Annotated in this window: 17 protein-coding genes and 1 riboswitch; of the genes, 5 read left to right on the top strand and 12 right to left on the bottom strand. The window is 66.2% G+C overall.

Going from position 1 to position 17886, the window contains the following annotated elements; all coding sequences use genetic code 11:
• Nucleotides 1–13: 13 nt before the first annotated feature.
• Nucleotides 14–119, bottom strand: a riboswitch (TPP riboswitch).
• Nucleotides 120–145: 26 nt separating this feature from the next.
• Nucleotides 146–574 carry a YchJ family protein gene (locus tag ABIC94_RS20535; protein ID WP_354374823.1) on the bottom strand — a complete coding sequence of 143 codons (429 nt, stop codon included), beginning with the start codon at nucleotides 572–574 and terminating at the stop codon, nucleotides 146–148.
• Nucleotides 575–707: 133 nt separating this feature from the next.
• On the opposite strand from ABIC94_RS20535, the gene ABIC94_RS20540 reads away from it, so the two are divergent.
• On the top strand, nucleotides 708–1445 hold the full coding sequence (locus ABIC94_RS20540; protein ID WP_354374824.1) for a helix-turn-helix transcriptional regulator: 738 nt from the start codon (nucleotides 708–710) through the stop codon (nucleotides 1443–1445).
• A 16-nt stretch (nucleotides 1446–1461) separates the two neighbouring features.
• Here ABIC94_RS20540 and iaaH read toward each other — a convergent pair whose 3' ends face one another.
• From iaaH to ABIC94_RS20580, 8 genes are all read right to left on the bottom strand, one after another.
• Nucleotides 1462–2964 carry an indoleacetamide hydrolase gene (gene iaaH, locus ABIC94_RS20545; protein ID WP_354374825.1) on the bottom strand — a complete coding sequence of 501 codons (1503 nt, stop codon included), beginning with the start codon at nucleotides 2962–2964 and terminating at the stop codon, nucleotides 1462–1464.
• Nucleotides 2965–3051: 87 nt separating this feature from the next.
• The gene (locus tag ABIC94_RS20550) at nucleotides 3052–3891 is read right to left on the bottom strand and encodes a metallophosphoesterase (protein WP_354374827.1); all 840 of its coding nucleotides are present in this window, start codon (nucleotides 3889–3891) and stop codon (nucleotides 3052–3054) included.
• Nucleotides 3888–5018 (bottom strand): acyl-CoA dehydrogenase family protein, encoded by a 1131-nt coding sequence (locus ABIC94_RS20555; protein ID WP_354374828.1) that lies wholly within the window; start codon nucleotides 5016–5018, stop codon nucleotides 3888–3890. The genes ABIC94_RS20550 and ABIC94_RS20555 overlap by 4 nt, the downstream gene beginning before the upstream one ends.
• A gap of 31 nt (nucleotides 5019–5049) precedes the next feature.
• Complete coding sequence (locus ABIC94_RS20560) at nucleotides 5050–6300, bottom strand: glutamate carboxypeptidase (protein ID WP_354374829.1); 1251 nt, start codon at nucleotides 6298–6300, stop codon at nucleotides 5050–5052.
• 83 nt (nucleotides 6301–6383) lie between these two features.
• Nucleotides 6384–7568, bottom strand: coding sequence for an acetyl-CoA C-acyltransferase (locus ABIC94_RS20565; protein WP_354374830.1), 1185 nt, complete (start codon nucleotides 7566–7568; stop codon nucleotides 6384–6386).
• A 50-nt stretch (nucleotides 7569–7618) separates the two neighbouring features.
• Nucleotides 7619–9439 carry a bifunctional isocitrate dehydrogenase kinase/phosphatase gene (aceK, locus tag ABIC94_RS20570; RefSeq protein WP_354374831.1) on the bottom strand — a complete coding sequence of 607 codons (1821 nt, stop codon included), beginning with the start codon at nucleotides 9437–9439 and terminating at the stop codon, nucleotides 7619–7621.
• 4 nt (nucleotides 9440–9443) lie between these two features.
• The gene (can, locus tag ABIC94_RS20575) at nucleotides 9444–10208 is read right to left on the bottom strand and encodes a carbonate dehydratase (protein ID WP_436318064.1); all 765 of its coding nucleotides are present in this window, start codon (nucleotides 10206–10208) and stop codon (nucleotides 9444–9446) included.
• 39 nt (nucleotides 10209–10247) lie between these two features.
• Nucleotides 10248–10646, bottom strand: coding sequence for a MerR family transcriptional regulator (locus tag ABIC94_RS20580; RefSeq protein ID WP_354374833.1), 399 nt, complete (start codon nucleotides 10644–10646; stop codon nucleotides 10248–10250).
• Nucleotides 10647–10767: 121 nt separating this feature from the next.
• Here ABIC94_RS20580 and ABIC94_RS20585 point away from each other — a divergent pair, with 121 nt between their 5' ends.
• The 4 genes from ABIC94_RS20585 (at nucleotide 10768) to ABIC94_RS20600 (ending at nucleotide 14920) form a co-directional block, all read left to right on the top strand.
• Nucleotides 10768–11838 carry an MBL fold metallo-hydrolase gene (locus ABIC94_RS20585; RefSeq protein ID WP_354374834.1) on the top strand — a complete coding sequence of 357 codons (1071 nt, stop codon included), beginning with the start codon at nucleotides 10768–10770 and terminating at the stop codon, nucleotides 11836–11838.
• Nucleotides 11839–11855: 17 nt separating this feature from the next.
• Nucleotides 11856–13166 (top strand): leucine-rich repeat-containing protein kinase family protein, encoded by a 1311-nt coding sequence (locus ABIC94_RS20590; RefSeq protein WP_354374835.1) that lies wholly within the window; start codon nucleotides 11856–11858, stop codon nucleotides 13164–13166.
• The gene (locus tag ABIC94_RS20595) at nucleotides 13163–14074 is read left to right on the top strand and encodes a pseudouridine synthase (protein ID WP_354374836.1); all 912 of its coding nucleotides are present in this window, start codon (nucleotides 13163–13165) and stop codon (nucleotides 14072–14074) included. The genes ABIC94_RS20590 and ABIC94_RS20595 overlap by 4 nt, the downstream gene beginning before the upstream one ends.
• 75 nt (nucleotides 14075–14149) lie before the next feature.
• On the top strand, nucleotides 14150–14920 hold the full coding sequence (locus tag ABIC94_RS20600; RefSeq protein WP_354374837.1) for an SDR family oxidoreductase: 771 nt from the start codon (nucleotides 14150–14152) through the stop codon (nucleotides 14918–14920).
• A 611-nt stretch (nucleotides 14921–15531) separates the two neighbouring features.
• Here ABIC94_RS20600 and ABIC94_RS20605 read toward each other — a convergent pair.
• Genes ABIC94_RS20605 through gmhB form a run of 3 tightly spaced genes read right to left on the bottom strand, consistent with a single transcriptional unit; the run spans nucleotide 15532 to nucleotide 17878 of the window.
• Nucleotides 15532–16515 carry a M48 family metallopeptidase gene (locus tag ABIC94_RS20605; protein WP_436318065.1) on the bottom strand — a complete coding sequence of 328 codons (984 nt, stop codon included), beginning with the start codon at nucleotides 16513–16515 and terminating at the stop codon, nucleotides 15532–15534.
• Between the two features lie 14 nt (nucleotides 16516–16529).
• A complete protein-coding gene (locus tag ABIC94_RS20610) occupies nucleotides 16530–17300 on the bottom strand; it encodes a lysophospholipid acyltransferase family protein (protein WP_354374838.1) in 771 nt (256 codons plus the stop codon).
• Nucleotides 17300–17878: a D-glycero-beta-D-manno-heptose 1,7-bisphosphate 7-phosphatase gene (gene gmhB, locus ABIC94_RS20615; RefSeq protein WP_354374840.1), complete on the bottom strand. Its 579-nt coding sequence runs from the start codon at nucleotides 17876–17878 to the stop codon at nucleotides 17300–17302. The genes ABIC94_RS20610 and gmhB overlap by 1 nt, the downstream gene beginning before the upstream one ends.
• Nucleotides 17879–17886 lie beyond the last annotated feature (8 nt).

Genomic DNA, 17886 nt, shown 5'->3' on the forward strand with positions numbered 1-17886 from the left:
TGGCGGGACCGGAGTCAGGGAGTGCAGCTCTTCTTACGCCGGTATGACCCGGATCAAGTTCGCGGGTCGGCAGCTTTGCCATCTCAGCACGCCACATGCGTGCACCCCGGAGCGAGGCCGATTGTGCGAGCCTCGGCCCGCCACGTCAACCGGGGGTTTGCAGGTCGCCTTCGAGGTAGAACCAGCGATCGCCCTCGCGCACGAAGCGGCTGCGCTCGTGCAGCCGCGTGGCGGTGCCGGTGCTGCTGCGCTGGCGGGCGACGAATTCGACCTCGGCATGGTCGGTGTCGAGCACCGAGCGCGAGCGGATGTCGAGCCCCAGCCATTTCACGCCCGGCTCGAACTCGATCGAAGCCGGCCGCTTCGACGGATGCCAGGTGGCGAGCAGGTAAGGCTCCCGCTCCAGCACGAAGGCCGTGTAGCGCGAACGCATCAGCGATTCGGCGTCGGGCGCAGGCGTGCCCTCGAAATCTTCGAGGTAGCGGCCGCAGCACAGGGCGTAGCCGATGGGCTTGTCTCGACGGTCCGTGCGGCCGCAGGGGCAAGGTCCGGTGGTGGGGTCGGTGGCACTCATGAAGGCCTCTATTGGAACACCTCGCGGGCTTTCCCCCGATGGGGCAACCCCGAGGCCGCCCCGGAGATCCACTCTTGGCGCGGCGCTTGCTAAACGTTAGCCTTACTTCGGCACACGAAAGAGCGAGGCGGCGATGTACCTGACAGGCTCCGAACAGCAGGCGCTGCGCGGCGTTTTCACGCTGCTGGCGGAAGACCGCGGCGAAAGCGACATCCGCGAGCGCCTCGGCTGGGCGCTGCTCGACCTGCTGCATGCAGACCAGTTCGCCTCGTTCGTGTGGAATGCCGGAACCGGCCGCTTCGATGGCCGCGTGGCGCTGAACATGGACCCGGCCAACCTCGACCGCTACGGCGAATGGCACCAGCACCACGACCCGATCACCTTCGTGCTGCAATCGCACCGCCGCGCCACCCGGGTGACCGACGTGATGCCGCAGCGCGAACTGATGCGCACCGAGTTTTTTACCGACTTTCTCTCACGCGACGGGCTGCATTGGGGCATGAACCTGCATGCGTTCGAGGGCCACCGTGCGCTGGGCGACCTGCGCATCTGGCGGTGCAAGGGGCGCGGCGATTTCGGCGACCACGAGAAGGCGCTGCTCGACCTGATCGAGCCCGCCTTCATCGGTGCATTGCAGCGCGCGCAGCGCACCGCGGCTGCCGCGCCGATGCCCGCCGCCGATACGGCGTGGCGCGCATTGAGCAGGCGCGAACAGGAGGTCGCGCGGGCCGTATGCGAAGGCTTGACCGACAAGGAGATTGCGCGCCGTATGGCGGTGAGCGTGCCGACGGTGCGCACCTACCTGCGGCGCATTTTCGACAAGCTCGGCATCGAGCGCCGGTCGGCGCTGGCCGGTTTGGTTCAGCGCTGATACGGCCGGAGGCGCCCTACTTCGACTTCGGGGCCGGCAGCCGGCCCACTACGTTTTCCACCGCAAGGCCCAAGGCGAGCAGCTTGCGATCGCTGCCGGCGGGTCCGTCGAGTTCCAGCCCCACCGGCAGCCCGCTGCCCGCACCCAGGCCCGAGGGCAACTGCACGCCCGGAATGCCGGCGTTGCTGCCGGGGTCGGTGTTCTGGATCAGCGCGCCGAAGTTCTCGGGGCTGCTGGCCTCGGGCCCGGCTGCCAGCGCCACGCGCGGCACCGTCGGAAACACGAGTGCGTCGAGCCTGTTCTTCGCGAAGGTCTCGCGATAGAGCTTCTGCAATGCGGGCCGCGCGACACGCATCGCGTGGTCGTAGGCCGGCTTCGCGTCGACCACGCCGTTCGGCGCGGGCAGCTTGCGCGGGACCACGAAAGCGTCGAAGGTGCCCTTGACGTCGGGGCTCGCGATGCCGGCCGTCAGCTGCGCGATGTCGATGCCTGTGCGGTACTTCGCGAGGTAGGCCACCATGTCGTCATGTGCCTCGTAAAGCGCGACCGGAAAGCCGACGGCGCCGTTGAGTTCCGTGAGCCCGGGCATCTCCACCTCCACCAGCGTGGCGCCGGCCGCGCGCAGCTTGTCGAGCGCGGCATCGGTGGCGGCGCGCGTGTCGGCATCGAGGTTCGCATGGAAGGCCGGCACCACGCCGAGCCGCACGCGCTTCAGATCGGCGGGCTTGAGGGGCCCGCCGCCCGCAATCACGCGGTCGAGCAGCGCGACGTCGGCCATCGACTGCGCCATCGGTCCGGCGGTGTCGCGCGTGTGCGAGATCGGCGCGATGCCCTGCTGCGAGTAGCGCCCCATGGTCGGGCGCAGCGAGGCGCAGCCGTTGAACGCGCACGGAATGCGCACCGAGCCGCCGGTGTCGGTACCCAGCGCCGCGGGCGCCATGCGCGCGCCGAGCGCCGCGCCGTTGCCCGACGACGAACCGCCCGCAATGCGGCTCGCGTCGTAGGCGTTGCGCACTCCCACCTCGGGGCCGCTCTGGAACGCGGGGTTGTAGCCGGTGACCCCGAAGGCCAGCTCGTGCATGTTCGTCTTGCCGAGAATGACGGCGCCCGCCGCCCGAAGCTTGGCCACCACCGGCGCATCGGCGGTGGGCACGAAGCCCTTGAGCGCGGGCGAACCGGCCGTGGCGGGCAGGCCCCGCACCTGGATGTTGTCCTTGATGACCACCGGCAGGCCTGCCAGCGGCTTGCAGGCGCCCCCGCGCTTGCGCAGGGCATCGGCGGCGCGCGCGGCCTTCAACGCCCCGGCTTCATCCAGCGTGATGAAGGCATTGAGGTTTGCCCCAGCCTTGGCCTGCGCGAGGTACGTCGTCACGAGCTGCTCGCTGGTCAGGGTGCCGACGCAAAGCTGCTGCACGGCATCCGTCGCCGTGAGGGTGGCGATGTCCGGGGCGGCGGGCTGGGCATGCGCGCCGAGGCACAGGAGGGTCAGAGCAAAGGGGACGGGTTTCGAAATGGACATGACAAGACCTCCGACGAAGAGACCGCCATGCTGCGCCGCTGGCAGCGTCCTGTCTGTCATCGAAACCGATGACACCGCATGAAGCTCTTACTGGAACATCACCCACTCGGGCCGCATGTTGAAGCGCACCGGAAGAATGCTCACGCCCAGCCCGCTGGTCACGTACATGCGCTTGTCCTTGTGCGCGATCCAGCCATAGGCCCATTCGCGCGGCGCGCGACCTGGCACGACCAGTGCGCCGTAGCCCGGCACGCTGATCTGCCCGCCGTGCGTGTGCGCGGCCACCACCAGCCCCTGGGTGCGCGGCATGGTCGCGAAGCTGAAGGGGTCGTGCATCATGACGAGCGTGGCGGCGCCGGGCGGCACACCGGCCAGTGCCTTGTCCGGTTCCGAATGGCCGGTCGAGTCGTCGCCGATGCCGACCACCCAGATGTCATGGCCCGGCAAACGCACCGAGGCGTTCTCGAGCACGACAATGCCCTGCGCCGACAGTGCCTTGGCGGTGCGCTTGCCGTCGTGCCACCAGTCGTGGTTGCCGAGCACCGCGTACACGCCCTGCAGCGCCTTCAGCCGGCCGAGCACGGCAGCCATCTCTTCGATCGACAGGTCCTCGTCGCCACCCGAACCCGCAAGAAAGTCGCCCGGCAGCAGGATCACGTCGGGCTGCGCGGCGTTGATGGCGTCGACGATGCCCGCCGCCCGCTCGACGCTGGTAATGCGCCATGCCGAGCGCGTGGTGAGGTGCCAATCGCCCGCCATCGCCACCTTGAGGCCGGCCGGCGCCTGCCATTGCGCCGAGCTCAATGGCTCGACGCGCGCCGCGACCCAGCGCGGCTCGATGGCGACCGTCCAGACGGCCAGCGCCATCAGCAGGACCGCCGCGGCGATCCGGAGCACCGGCGGCCGGCGGCGCGTTCCGGCGCTCACGCCAGCGCGCGCTGGATCAAGAGCTTCTGGATGTCCGACGTGCCCTCGTAAATCTGGCACACCCGAACGTCGCGGTAAATACGCTCGAGCGGAAAGTCGTTCACGTAGCCGTAGCCGCCCAGCGTCTGGATGGCCGCGCTGCAGACGCGCTCGGCCATTTCGCTGGCGAACAGCTTGGCCATGGCCGCTTCCTTCAGGCACGGGCGGCCGGCGTCGCGCAGGCTGGCTGCGTGCCAGATGAGCTGGCGGGCGGCTTCGAGCTGCGTGGCGCATTCAGCCAGGCGGAAACCCACGGCCTGCTGTTCGAAGATCGAACCGCCGAAGGCCTGGCGCTCCTTCGCGTAGGCCAGTGCCACGTCGAACGCGCTGCGCGCCATGCCCACGCTCTGCGCCGCAATGCCGATGCGCCCGCCCTCGAGCGCACCCAGTGCGATCTTGTAGCCCTCGCCCTCGGCACCGATGAGGTTTTCCGCCGGAATGCGGCAGCCGTCGAAATTGATTTGTGCGGTGTCGCTGCTGTGCTGGCCGAGCTTGTCTTCGAGACGCGCCACGCTGTAGCCGGGCGCATCGGTGGGCACGATGAACGCGCTCATGCCGCGCTTGCCCGCGCCCTTGTCGGTCACCGCGATGACGATGGCGACCTGGCCGTTCTTGCCGCTGGTGATGAACTGCTTCACGCCGTCGATCACGTAGCCGTCTGCGTCTCGGCGCGCCGTGGTGCGCAGGCTCGACGCATCGCTGCCGGCCTGCGGTTCGGTCAGGCAGAAGGCACCGAGCATCCGGCCTTGCGCCAGCGGTTCGAGCCACTGCTTCTTCTGCTGCGCGTTGCCGTAGCGCATGAGGATGGCGTTGACCGGGCAGTTGGTCACGCTGATGGCCGTGCTGGTGCCGCCGTCGCCGGCCGCGATTTCTTCGAGCACCAGCGCGAGCGTGAGGTAGTCGAGCCCCGCGCCGCCATGCTCCTCGGGCACGCAGATGCCGTAGGCGCCCAGCGCCGCAAGGCCCTGGTGTGCTTCCTTCGGAAAGCTGTGTTCACGGTCCCACTTCGGGGCGTTGGGCCAGAGTTCCGCTTGCGAAAAATCGCGCACCGCGTCGCGGATGGCTTCCTGGTCGGCACTGAGCAGCATGGCGTGTCTCCTGTCTTTTTCTTGTTGCGTCTTACTTGCCGGCGCCCAGGTCCATGATGAGCCGCGCGGCCATGTACAGGCGCCTTGGAATGGCGCTGATGTCCACGTATTCGGCCTTGTCGCTGTGATAACCGAAACCCGGCAGGCCCAGGCTTTCGATCACCGGCTTGCCCGAAAGCGCCGCGTAGGCCGCGTCGGTGCCACCGCCGGTGCGTTCTTCAACGCCCAGCGTGCCGCCCGCTTCCTTGTAGAAGGCCACGGCCTTCTCGACGAGTTTCTTGCCGCCTTCGCCCGCATTGAAGGCCGGGCGGCCGCGCGTGATCACCACCTTGACGTCGGATTCGGGCAGCTTCTTCTGCTGCGCCTTTTCTTCCAGCGTCTTCATGGCGGCTTCGAAGTCTTCGTTTTGCGCGTAGCGCACGTCGGCATTGAGCGTGGCGCTGGCGGGAATGATGTTCGACACGCTGCCGGCCTTGGCGATGGTCCAGTTGAAGCGCAGGTGCTTGGCCTTGTCGTCGATGCTCATGGTGCGCAGCACGAGGTCGGACGCCTCCACGAGTGCGTTCACGCCCAGGTCTGGCGCGGCGCCGGCGTGCGAGGCCTTGCCGGTGATGTTGACCTGCACATACGCAATGCCCGAAGTACCCAGCGAGAGCTTCTCGTCACCTGCCGAGGTGGGCTCGAACGAAAGCACGTAGTCGGCCTGCTTGGCTTCTTCCTGGATCAGGTCGCGCGAGCCGAAGGAGCCTTTTTCCTCGTCGGTGTTGAAGAGCACGGTGATGGTGCCGTAGTCGCGCACGCCGTAGTCCTTGAGCAGCTTCAGCGTGTGCAGGATGACGGCGTTGCCGCCCTTGTCGTCTGCAATGCCGGGGCCGTAGGCCTTGGTGCCCTCGATGCGGAACGGCGCCTTCGCGAGCGTGCCCTTGAGGTACACCGTGTCCATGTGCGACATCAGCAGCAGGTTCTTTCCGCCCCTGCCCTTGATCTTGCCGACGATGTTGTCGCCCACCACGAGGCCGGCGGACTTGCTGCGCGTGACCGTAAAGCCGAGGTTCTTGAGTTCGGCCTCGAGGTAGTTTCCCGCGGCCGCAATGCCTTCGGCATCGCCGGTGCCGGTTTCGATGTTGACGAGCTGCTCCAGCGTCTTGAGCACGGCGGGCTGCGCATCGGTGGCCGCCTGGAACAGCACGTTGTCGCGCTTCTGCGCCCAGCCGGCCGCGGGCGCCAAGAAGGCGCCGGCCAGCAAGGCCGCCATGACGGTACGTTGAGTGAATGGGCGCATGTAGAACCTCCTGGCGTCTGCTGTATTCGTAGAAAAAACCACGAAGCGCCCCGGCAAGGGGGCGCTTGTGGCGGTCGTTTTTATCAGAGCAATTCGAGTGCCACGGCGGTGCCTTCGCCTCCGCCGATGCACAGCGTGGCCACGCCGCGCTTCTTGCCGCGCGCCTTCAGCGCATGAATGAGCGTGACCATGATGCGCGCGCCGCTGGCGCCGATGGGATGGCCCAGCGCGCAGGCGCCGCCGTTCACGTTGACGATCTCGTGCGACACGTCGAGCTCATGCATCAGCGCCATGGGCACTACCGCGAAAGCTTCGTTCACTTCCCACAGATCGACATCCCTGACCGTCCAGCCGGTCTTCTTGAACAGCTTGGCCACGGCGCCCACCGGCGCGGTGGAGAACCACTCGGGCTGCTGCGCATGTGTGGCATGGCCGACGATGCGCGCGATGGGCTTGGCGCCGATCTTCTTCGCATGCGATTCGGTCATCATCACCAGCGCCGCAGCGCCGTCGTTGATCGACGAGCTCGATGCGGCGGTGATGGTGCCGTTCTCTTTCTTGAACGCGGGCTTGAGCGTGGCGATCTTGTCGAGCTTGACCTTGCCCGGGCCTTCGTCGATGGAAATGACGGTGTCGCCGCCGCGGCCCTTCACGGTCACGGGCGTGATCTCGTCCTTGAACGCGCCGGATTCGGTGGCCGCCTTGGCGCGCTGCACGCTGGCAATGGCGAAGGCGTCCTGCTGCTCGCGCGTGAACTTGTACTTGGCGGCGCAGTCTTCACCGAAGGTGCCCATCGAGCGGCCCGGCTGGTAGGCGTCTTCCAGGCCGTCGAGCATCATGTGGTCGAAGATGCGGTCGTGGCCCATGCGGTAGCCACCACGGCCCTTGAGCATGAGGTAGGGCGCATTGGTCATGCTTTCCATGCCGCCGGCCACCATCACGTCGTGCGTGCCGGCCAGCAGGAGGTCGTGCGCGAACATGGCGGCCTTCATGGCCGAGCCGCACATCTTGCTGAGCGTGACCGCGCCCGCGCTGTCGGGCAGGCCGCCCTTGTAGGCAGCCTGGCGGGCCGGCGCCTGCCCCTGGCCGGCCATCAGGCAGTTGCCGAACAGCACTTCGCCGACGCTGTCGGGCGCAATGCCTGCGCGCTCCACCGCGGCCTTGATGGCGGCGCCGCCGAGGTCGTGCGCGGAGAGGGAAGAAAAGTCGCCCTGGAAGCTCCCCATGGGGGTGCGGGCGGCGCCGACGATGACGATGGATTCGGACATGGTGGTCTCCTTCGGAAAGTTGAAAGGGGTCGCGGTGGACCGGGGCTCAATCAAAAATGGGTTGCATGGCCTTCGTGCTGAAAGCGCTGCGATTCTTCGTACGGGAACACGTCGAGCATCTGGCCGGCCTCGATGCGTTCCTTGTGGTGCTGCCAGAAGGCAGCGTCGAGCAGGTCGGCATGGTGCGCCATGAAGGCCGCGCGCACGTCGCTGTTGCCGAGCAGGAAGGGTTCGAAGGTTTCGGGAAACACGTCCTTCGGGCCGACCGAATACCAGACCTCGCCGCTCATCTCGTCTTCCTCGTTGCGCGCCGCGGGCACCCTGCGGAACTGGCAATCGGTGATGTATTCGATTTCGTCGTAGTCGTAGAACACGACCTTGCCGCCGCGCGTGACACCGAAGTTCTTCCACAGCATGTCGCCGGGAAAGATGTTGGCCGCCACCATGTCCTTGATGGCGTTGCCGTATTCGACGACCGCGTGCTCGAGCTGCTCCTTCGCGCGCTTGGCATGGGCCGGGCTTTCCGGGTTCGCGATCGTGTCGAAGGCTTCCTGCAGGAAGATGTTGAGCGGAATCATGCGGCGCTCGATGTAGACGTGCTTGAGCACCACCTCCATCTCCCCGTTGCCGTCGCGGTCGCCGACTTCGAGTTGGCTGGGCGCGAACTTCTGGATTTCCTCGATCAGCTCGGGTTCGAAGCGGTCGAGCGGAAAGCCCACGTCGCTGTACTCCAGCGTGTCGGCCATGCGGCCCACGCGGTCGTGCTGCTTCACGAGCATGTACTTGCCCTTGATCTGCTCGCGCGTGGTGTCCTTCTGCGGTGGATAGAAATCCTTGATGACCTTGAAGACGAACGGAAACGAAGGCAGGTCGAACACCAGCATGACCATGCCCTTGATGCCGGGCGCAATGCGGAAGCGGTCGCTCGAGTAGTTCAGGTGCGAAAGAAAGTCGCGGTAGAACAGCGTCTTGCCCTGCTTTGCGAGGCCCAGCGCGTTGTAGATTTCGGCGCGCGGCTTGCGCGGCATGAGCGAGCGCAGGAACTGCACGCAGGCCGAAGGCACCTCCATGTCGACCATGAAGTAGGCGCGCGCAAAGCTGAAGAGCATCTGCAGGTCGTCTTCGCCGAAAAGCACCGCATCCACATAGAACTTGCCGTGGCTGTCGTGCAATATCGGCAGCGAGAACGGGAGCTCGACGAAGCCGTTCATGATCTTGCCGACCACGTAGGCGCCCTTGTTCCGATAGAAGAGCCCCGAGAGCACCTGGATCTGGAAATTGGCGCGCAGCTTCACCTGGTGAAAGCGCCCCATGATGGCGTGCGCCACGCGCTCGGCATCGCGCCGCTTGTTGGCGAAAGTGCCCTGCAGCGCATAGTCGTCGAGCATCTGTTCGATGGTGTCGGCCAGCGTGTCGTGCGAGGGGTAGTAGGGCCGATAGGTGGGCGCGCCGCGCGGCTCGATGTACTCGGTGCTGATGGCCGGCCGAACGAAGATGAAGTCGTTCTGGAAATAAGCGCGATGCAGGATCTTCGTGGTCACCGAGTTGAAGAAACTCTCGGCCAGTTCGGGCTGGTGGTGGTCCACCAAAAGGCCGATGAAGTGCAGCTTGACCTGGTGCCACACCTCCATCGGCTGGTCGCCGGCCTTGAATTCTTTCTCGAGCCGGGCCACGGCCTCGTTCACGCGCAGGTCATAGAATTCGATGCGCTCGCGCTGCGCGCGTTGCTGGCCGTGCCAGTCGGCCGTTTCGAAGCGATGCTTGGCGCGCGCCGATTCAGCGCGAAACAAGCTGTAGTGGCGATTGAATCCATCGATCATCGCCTTGGCGATGTCGTAAGCCAGCGGTGAATCGAGGCGCTGCGGGAACATGGCTTCAGCCGGTTTTCGTTTCGCTGCTTTCCCCGGTCTGGACAACCGGGACGGCTTCGGCGGTTTCGGTTCCGTCGGCACCGGCCTGGGCGGACGGCGAGATGTTCAGCGGCTTGCTCCACTTGTAGCGGATGCGTTGCACCGCGGCCTTGTACACCGCGTCGAGCGGCTTGGCGCCGTCGACGTCCAGGCCCAGGTCCTGCAGCAGGCCGTCGTGCACGCCGAAGGTCCAGCCGTGGATCTTGACCTTCTGGCCGCGGCCCCAGGCATCGACCATGACGGTGCTGACAGCCACGTTGACCACCTGCTCGGCCACGTTGAGCTCGCACAGCGCATCGACGCGCACTTCTTCGGGCAGGCTCTCGATCATCACGCTATGGCGGTCGCGCACGTCCTGGATGTGGCGAATCCAATTGTCGGCCAGGCCGATGCGCTTGCCGCTGAGCGCCGCCTTGACGCCGGCGCAGCCGTAGTGGCCGACCACCATGATGTGCTCGACCTTCAGGTGCTCGACCGCGAATTGAATGGCCGAGAGCGCGTTCAGGTCGGAATGCACCACGATGTTGGCGACATTGCGGTGCACGAACACTTCGCCGGGCTCCAGGCCGGTGATCTGGTTGGCGGGCACGCGGCTGTCGGAACAGCCGATCCACATGTAGCGCGGCGTCTGCTGCTTCACCAGGCTGGTGAAGAAGCCGGGCCGGTCGCGTTCCATTTGTGCGGACCAGGCACGGTTGTGGGCAAACAGGTCATCAAGAGTGTCGGACATGGGCATGATTGTCGATGAGTCGTGATTCGATGCGGTATTTCAGGCCGTCTTGGCCGCTCTCTGGGCCTTGGCCAGGGCCGCGCGGCCCTTTTTCTCGTGCTCGCGCACTTCCGCCAGGTTGGCCTGCAGTTCGTCAAGCTGCTCTTCCAACTGGGCCCGGTGCGCGCCGAGCACGCCGAGAAACTTCTGCAGCTGCGCCACGGTGTCGCGCGGGCTGTCGTACATGTCGAGGATTTCCTTGGCCTCGGTCAGGCTCAGGCCGAGGCGCTTGGCGCGCAGCGTGAGCGTGAGCCGCGCCCGGTCGCGCGCGCTGTAGACGCGCTGCATGCCGGCCCGCTCCGGCGTCAGCAGCCCCATGTCTTCATAGAAGCGGATGGCGCGCGTCGTGAGGTCGAACTCCTTCGCGAGCTGGCTGATGGTGAAGGTTTGCGCGGACATGTGGCTGGAATCGGTCGAAAAAGCCGTCTGGAGGGGCGTTGCGATGGCGACAGCAGGTTTTCCCCGGTCTCCCTACAATGGTGCCCTTAACCCATGACGTTTACGTAAACGTCAATCTTACATGAACCTCCTCGAACGCGAACTCCACTACCCCCTGGGCGACACCCTGCCCGCCCCCGGCGAAGCACTGGAAGTCGCGCCGGGCGTGCGATGGATCCGCATGCGGCTGCCGTTTGCGCTCGACCACATCAACCTCTGGCTGCTGCGCGACAGCCTCGACGGGGTCGAGGGCTGGACGGTGGTCGACTGCTGCATTGCGCACGACGAAGCCCGCGCGCAGTGGGAGCGGGTGTTCGAAACGCAGCTGCAGGGCCTGCCGATCCTGCGCGTGATCGTCACGCACATGCATCCCGACCACATCGGCCTGGCCGACTGGCTGTGCAAGCGCTGGAACGCGCCGCTGTGGATCAGCTCGACGGACTACCACGTGGCCCGCGTGCTGACCTCTGCCGGCGACACGCTGGCCGGCGGCGACCAGGCGGCCAACTTCTTTGCGTCGCATGGCCTGACCGATCCGGAGGCGGTCGCCAAGATTCGCGCCCGCACCAACTACTACGCCAACATGGTGCCTTCGGTTCCCGAGCGCTTCACGCGCATGATGGACGGCGACACGGTCACGATCAACGGCCACGCTTGGCGCTGCATCAGCGGCTACGGCCATGCGCCCGAGCACATTGCGCTCTACTGCGACGAGCTGAAGCTGCTGCTGGGCGGCGACATGATGCTGCCGCGCATTTCCACCAACGTGAGCGTGCATTCGGGCGAGCCCGAAGCCAACTCGCTGCGGCTCTTCCTGGACAGCATCGACAAGTTCAAAGCGCTGCCCGCCGACACGCTGGGCCTGCCTTCGCACGGCAAGCCGTTCACCGGCATTCACCGCCGCGTGGACCAACTGCAGGAGCACCACCGCGACCGCTTGGCCGAACTGCTCGAAGCCTGCACGGCCCGCCCTCTGACTGCGGCCGAAGGCCTGCCCATTCTGTTCAAGCGCGAACTCGACCTGCACCAGATGACCTTCGCCATGGGCGAGACGGTGGCGCACCTGCACCTGCTGTGGTTCTCGGGCCAGCTCAGGCGCGAACTGGGCAAGGACGGCGTCTACCGCTTCGGCGCCCGCAGCGCCGCGGCCTAGGGATTTAGACTCGCCGGATGGACACGCTGGCTGAGCTGCGTGCCGGCCGGCTGGCTGGCGCCAAACGAATCGATCTCTCGTGCGGACTCACGGAGTTTCCGCGCGAGATTTATGACCTGGCGGATTCGCTCGAGGTACTGAACCTTTCGGGCAACGCGCTCAATGCGTTGCCCGGCGATCTGGGCCGGCTGCACCGCCTGCGCGTGCTGTTCTGCTCCGACAACCGCTTCACGCAGCTGCCCGAATCCATCGGGCAATGCCAAGGCCTGGAGATGGTCGGCTTCAAGGCCAACCGCATCCGCACCGTGCCCGCTGCCGCGCTGCAATTGCCCTCTTTGCGCTGGCTGATCCTGACGGACAACCAGGTCGAGACGTTGCCCGAGGCCATCGGCCAGTGCACGCAAATGCAGAAGCTCATGCTCGCCGGCAATCGACTGGGCGCGCTGCCGGAATCGCTGGCGGCCTGCAGCCAGCTCGAACTGCTGCGCATCTCGGCCAACCGCTTCGAGGCGCTGCCCGGGTGGCTGCTCTCGCTGCCGCGCCTTTCGTGGCTTGCAGGCGCTGGCAATCCTTTCGATGCGCAGGCGGAAGACGCCGCCATTGCGGCGCAATCCGTGCCGCACATCGACTGGCGCGACCTGACGCTGGGCCCGAAGCTCGGCGAAGGCGCATCGGGCGTCATTCATCAAGCAACGCTCGGCGCGGCATCGCAGCCCGTGGCCGTCAAGCTGTTCAAGGGCGCCGTGACGAGCGACGGCTGGCCGCACAGCGAAATGGCCGCGAGCATCGCGGCCGGCGCGCACCCGACCCTGATTGCCGCGCAAAGCCGGATCGACGGCCACCCTGAAGGCATCGAAGGCCTGGTCATGGCGCTGGTCGACCCCTCTTTTCGCACGCTCGCGGGGCCGCCGAGCCTGGCGTCGTGCACGCGCGATGTCTATGCGGCCGATGCGCAATGGACTTCCGACGTGGCCTTGCGCATTGCGCGCGACATCGCTTCCGCCATGCGGCACCTGCATGCGCGCGGCATCCTGCACGGCGACCTCTACGCGCACAACATCCTGTGGAGTGCACAGGGCGGCGGGTTGCTCGGCGACTTTGGCGCAGCCTGGATGACCGGCGCGCTCGAGCCGGCGCAAGCCGAGGCGTTGCAACGGCTGGAGATGCGCGCCTTTGGCTGCCTGCTGGAAGAACTGCTCGACCGCTGCAGCGACGCATCGCCGCAAGCCTTGGCCGCCTTGAAAGACCGCTGCATGCAGCCCGACGCGGCCGCGCGGCCGTCGTTCGCCGAGGCGTTGTCGCTGCTCCAGGGCGAGCTCTCGCAATGACGAGCCAGCGCTTGCCGCTGCCCACGCGCGACGGGGTCGGCCCAAGTTGCGTCGGTTTGCCGCAAGGCCCCTGGCCCACCATCGTCGATTTTTTGATCGAACGCTTTCCGGCGATCACCCGCGATGCGTGGATGGCACGCATCGAAGCCAACGATGTAGTCGACGAGCACGGCGCGCCCGTGACCGCGCAGCGCCGCTACCAGGCGCCGCTGCGCGTGTACTACTACCGCACGCTCGATGCCGAGGTGCGCATTCCGTTCGACGAACAGGTGCTGTTCCAGGACGACCAGCTCGTCGTGGTCGACAAGCCGCCCTTCCTGCCCGTGACGCCCACCGGCAAGTATTTGCAGGAAAGCCTGCTGGTGAGGCTCAAGCGCAAGCTGAAGCTCGACGACCTGGTGCCGCTGCACCGCATCGACCGCAGCACGGCGGGGCTGGTGCTGTTTTCGGTGCGCCCCGAAACGCGCGGCGCCTACCAGGCCATGTTTCCCGAGCGCCGCATCGCCAAGCATTACGAGGCGGTGGTGCCGTGGCAACCGGGCGTGTCGTCGGTGCCCGGCACCTACCGCAGCCGGCTGGTCGACGACGAACATTTCATGCGCGTGAAGGAAGAAGCCGGTGAGCCCAATTCGGAAACGCGCATCCTCGTGGAACAGGCCGCGGGCGGCCATGCCCTGCTGAAGCTTTCGCCTATTACCGGCCGCAAGCACCAGCTGCGGGTGCACTGCATGGCGCTGGGCATGCCGATCGTCAACGACCCGATCTACCCCACGCTGCTGCCGCCCGACAGCGACGACTTCGACAAGCCCTTGCAGCTGCTGGCCAAGTCGGTGGCGTTTCAAGACCCCGTGAGCGGCGAGCTGCGCACTTTCACGAGCCCCCGGAGCCTTTCGCTGCCGCCAAGGTGACGCACCGCCCGCACGCGGCGCACTAAGCTCGTTTCCTGAAATCCTTCGTCATTTCATTCAGGAGACACCTGCACCATGGACACCACCCAACTCTTCTCGCTGAAGGGCCGCAGCGCCTTGATCACCGGCGGCTCGCGCGGCATCGGCCGCATGATCGCCGAGGGCTTCCTCGCCCAGGGCGCGCGCGTGTACATCTCGGCCCGCAAGGCCGCAGCCTGCGACCAGACCGCCAAGGAGCTTTCGGCCTTCGGGCAATGCGTGTCGCTGCCGGCCGACGTGTCCACCCTGGAAGGTGCGCAGGCGCTGGTCGATGCCTATGCCAGGCATGAAGACTCGCTCGACATCCTGGTCAACAACGCCGGTGCGGCGTGGGGCGCGCCGTACGACGAGTTTCCGGAGAGCGGCTGGGACAAGGTGGTGGACCTGAACCTGAAGACGCCCTTCTTCCTGACCAAGGCGTTGACGCCGATGCTCAAGAAGGCGGCGACCGATCATTTGGCGAAGGTCATCAACATTGCTTCGATCGACGGGATTTCGGTGAACCCGCAGGAGACTTATTCGTATGCGGCGAGCAAGGCCGGGTTGATTCAGCTGACGCGGCGCATGGCGCTGCGGCTCGCGCAAGAGCGGATCGTGGTGAGTGCGATTGCGCCGGGGGCGTTTGCTTCGGACATGAACAAGCTGGCGCGTGATCATGGGGATGAGGTGAAGGAGCGGATTCCTGCGGGGCGCATCGGGGTGGCCGAGGATATGGCTGGGGCGGCTATTTATTTGGCCTCTCGGGCGGGGGACTATGTGATGGGGTCTACGTTGGTGGTGGATGGGGGGGTTACGCACGCGCGTTGAGTTTGTTTGCTTCTTTGGTTTTTTTGGGTTCCGAGGCCGGGTCTCGCCCCGGCGGGCGACTCACTTTCTTTGCTTCGCCAAAGAAAGTAAGCAAAGAAAGGCGACCCCTACTGTCTGCGTCCCTTCGCTGCGCTACGGGCAACCTGCGGTGCTCGACTCCGGCGGGGGTCCGCAGAACTCGCTTCGCTCAAACAGCTGCGGCCCTGATCCCGCCTCCATCTGCGCTCCTCAGCGCATACAGAAGGGGTGGGAACGGGCAGCCTTCGCTCTCGCTCGGCCCCAAGACCAACAGCCAATCCCGCCCCCCGCGGCGCGCAGCGCCGCAGGGGCCTGGTGGCCGAGCGAAGCAAAGGCCCGTTCGGTTTCCAAGCCCCTCTGTATGCGCCGAGGAGCGGAGGGTTTCGCGGATCAGGGCCGCAGCTGTTTGAGCGAAGCGAGTTCTGCGGACCCCGCGAAACGCGAGCACCGCAGGTTGCCCCGTAGCGCAGCGCAGGGGTCGCAGACAGTGGGGTCGCCTTTTCTTTGCTTACTTTCTTTTGGCGAAGCAAAAGAAAGTGAGTCCGCCGCCGGGCGGAATCCCGGCCTCGGAATCAAAAAAAAACCAAGAAAAATCAGCCCCAGCGAGGCACAGCCTCATCCTTCAACTGCTGCCGCAGCAAGTCATAGTCCGGCACCACACTCTCCACCGTCTCCCAGAACCGATGCGAGTGATCCATCACCCGCAGATGCGCCAGCTCATGCGCAACCACATAGTCGATCACCGGCAGGCGAAAGTGAATCAACCGCCAGTTCAGTCGAATCGACCCATCCGCACTCGCACTCCCCCATCGCGTAGCGGCATTCGACAACGACAGCTTCTGCCACCGCACCCCGAGCCGCGGCGCGAAGTGATCGAGCCGTTCGATGAACAACCGCCGCGCCTGCCGCATGAGCCAGGCCTGGGCGGCGTCGCGGATCTGGGACGGCTCGGCGTTCTGCGCCACGGCCAGGCGCAAGATGCGCGGGCCGGTGCCGTCGTCTCCCGCATCGAGCGTGCCGCCGACGCTTGCGAAGCCATGCTTCGGATCCAGGCGGATCACGACCGTCTCACCCATGAAAGGAAATTCGGCGCCGTCTTTCCACTCGATGCGCGTGGCCTCGACGCGTGCGTGGCGTTGCCGCGTTTCCAGCAGCTTGCGAATGATCCAGTCGGCCTTTTCCTGGATGGCGGCATCGACATCGCGCAGCGTGACCCAGCGCGGCGCGCGCACCGACAAGCCTTCGGCGCCGACCAGGAACCCGATGGTCTTGCGCTTGCCGCGCTTGAACTCATAGGCCACGCGCGCCGAACCCAGCACCGCTTCGCGCGTGGCCTGGGGATGCACGAAGCTTGCGAGCGCCAGCGTGTCGCGCAGCGGGATGGCGGGCAGCGCGGGGGCCGCGTGATCGGCCTTGTCTTGCGGCGGCGCATCGACGACCACGGGAGGCGCCACGACGACAGGCGGCGCCGCCTTTTTCCTGACCTTCCTCGGCCGAGGCGCGGACGGCTGGGCCGGCGCAAACTCGTTGCCCAACCCGTCGAACAGATCCATCGTGAACTGAAGCAGTCCCCGCATCTCGGGCTTTCTCTTCAGTGCACTTCTTGCGCTGCCTGCAGCGGCGGGCTGTCGCGGTAGGCCTCGGGGTCGAGCCGGCGCATCTCGGATTCGATCCAGGCTTCGACTTCGCGCATCAGTTCATCGGGCTTGCGGCCGACGCTGGGGATGGCCGGGCCGATCGACACGTCGACCACGCCGGGGCGCTTGATGAAAGCCTTGCGCGGCCACACCTTCGCCGAAGTGACGGCGACGGGGATGACGGGCACGCCGGTTTCGCACGCGAGCCGCGTGCCGCCGCTCTTGTAGGTGCCCTTCTGGCCGCGCGGAATGCGGGTGCCTTCGGGAAACATGATGATCCAGATGCCCTGCGCGAGCAGCTTGCGGCCCTGGTTCACCACCTTGTTGAACGCCTGCGCGCGCTGGCTGCGGTCGATGTGGATCATGTCGAGCCGGGCCATGGCCCAGCCGAAGAAGGGCACGTAGATCAGCTCCTTCTTGAACACGAAGGCCAGCGGGTGCGGCATCAGCGTGGGCATCAGGAAAGTCTCGAAGGTCGACTGGTGCTTGACCAGCAAGACCGCGCCGGCGAGCTTGTCGGTCGGCAGGTTTTCCATGCCGGTCACGCGGGTCTGAATGCCGAGCAGCACGCGTGCGCCGCCGATGGCCCAACTGAGCCACTGCACCGCCATCCAGTAGAGCGGAATGCCGCGCTTCCAGAGGGAACTGACGCACATGATGATGCCCCACGGCACCACGGTGACGAGCATCCACAGTGCATGGACAACGGAACGGAGAAACGCCATCAGACAGCTACCTGGAGTGCAGCCTGCGCTTCGCGCGCAAGCAAAAAGTCGACAAAGGCGGCGAGGTTCTCGTGAACCATCGTGTTCGCCGGGTATTCGGAGGGCAGCGGGTCGACGCCGATGCAGGCGGCGCCCATGCCGGTAAGCAGCAGGTGCGGCTCGCAACCGGCCGCCGCGCCGGCCTGCAGGTCGCGCAGGCTGTCGCCGGCGGTCGGCACGCCCTTGAGATCGATGCCGTAGCGGTCGGCAATCTGCCGGAACAGGCCCGGCGCGGGCTTGCGGCAATCGCAGCCCTCGTCGGGGCTGTGCGGGCAGTAGAAGACCGCATCGACCCGCCCGCCCACGGCCGCGAGCATCTTGTGCATCTTGGCGTGCATGGCGTTGAGCGACGCCATGTCGAACAGGCCACGGCCCAGGCCCGACTGGTTGGACGCAATCACCACATGCCAGCCCGCATGGTTGAGCCGGGCCACGGCCTCGAGTGCACCGGGCAGCGGCGTCCACTCGATGTCGCTCTTGACGAAATCTTCGCGGTGCACGTTGATCGTGCCGTTGCGGTCGAGGATGACGAGTTTCATGGCGTTGG

This window comes from Variovorax paradoxus, from assembly GCF_040544635.1.
In the GTDB taxonomy this organism is placed as follows: domain Bacteria; phylum Pseudomonadota; class Gammaproteobacteria; order Burkholderiales; family Burkholderiaceae_C; genus Variovorax; species Variovorax paradoxus_R.